Below are 639 nucleotides of genomic sequence, written 5' to 3'. Positions count from 1 at the left end.
TAGGCTCTGGAAGCGGCTTCATCTTCCAGAATGTGAACCTCCGCCGCTTCCGCCTGCACCTGCACCGGCAGGAAACGCCGGTTCCCGGTGCGGTCAAGGGGTAGGAAGTCCAGCGTGTTGGAAGTCCCGGCAAACACGCACTGCCGCTTGTGGTCTTTTGGGTGGACTTCATAGGGGGCTTTGTAGGTTTCCTTCTGGCGGCTCAAAAAGGACTTAATATCCTCAATGCTCTTTGCGTTCGCCGTGGCAATCATTTCCGACATTTCGATAATCCAGTGACCTTGCAGCTTCCGGTATACGTTATCATCGTCTAACTTCCGCAGGTCATCAGAAAACCACTCATCACGGACAGCAAGGAACCGGAAGAAGGTGGACTTCCCGGCTCCCTGACCGCCCACCAGACAGAGCATGACCTCAAACTTTGTCCCCGGCTTGAATACCCGTGCCACCGCCCCCAGCATGAACAGCAGGAGGACTTCGTAATTGTAATCGCTCACCTCCGCACCGAGGAAATGGCGCAGGGCATAGCGCACCCGCTCCGTCCCGTCCCATTGCAGGCTGTTCAGGTAATCACGGACAGGGTGATACCGGTATTCATTGGCGGCTACCTTGATAGCCCCCTCAATCCGCTTCTCTGAT

General features: G+C 56.0%; 1 protein-coding gene. It reads right to left on the bottom strand.

Features of this window, described 5'->3' with window-relative positions; all coding sequences use genetic code 11:
• Nucleotides 1-639 (bottom strand): virulence-associated E family protein (locus tag D7Y06_RS25475; RefSeq protein ID WP_243119525.1); only part of this gene is annotated, 639 nt, incomplete at both ends.

It is taken from the genome of Roseburia sp. 1XD42-69 (assembly GCF_003612565.1).
Taxonomy (GTDB): domain Bacteria; phylum Bacillota; class Clostridia; order Lachnospirales; family Lachnospiraceae; genus Roseburia_B.
The sequence above is the reverse complement of the archived record's forward strand: the minus strand, read 5'-3'. Positions and strand labels throughout refer to the sequence as shown.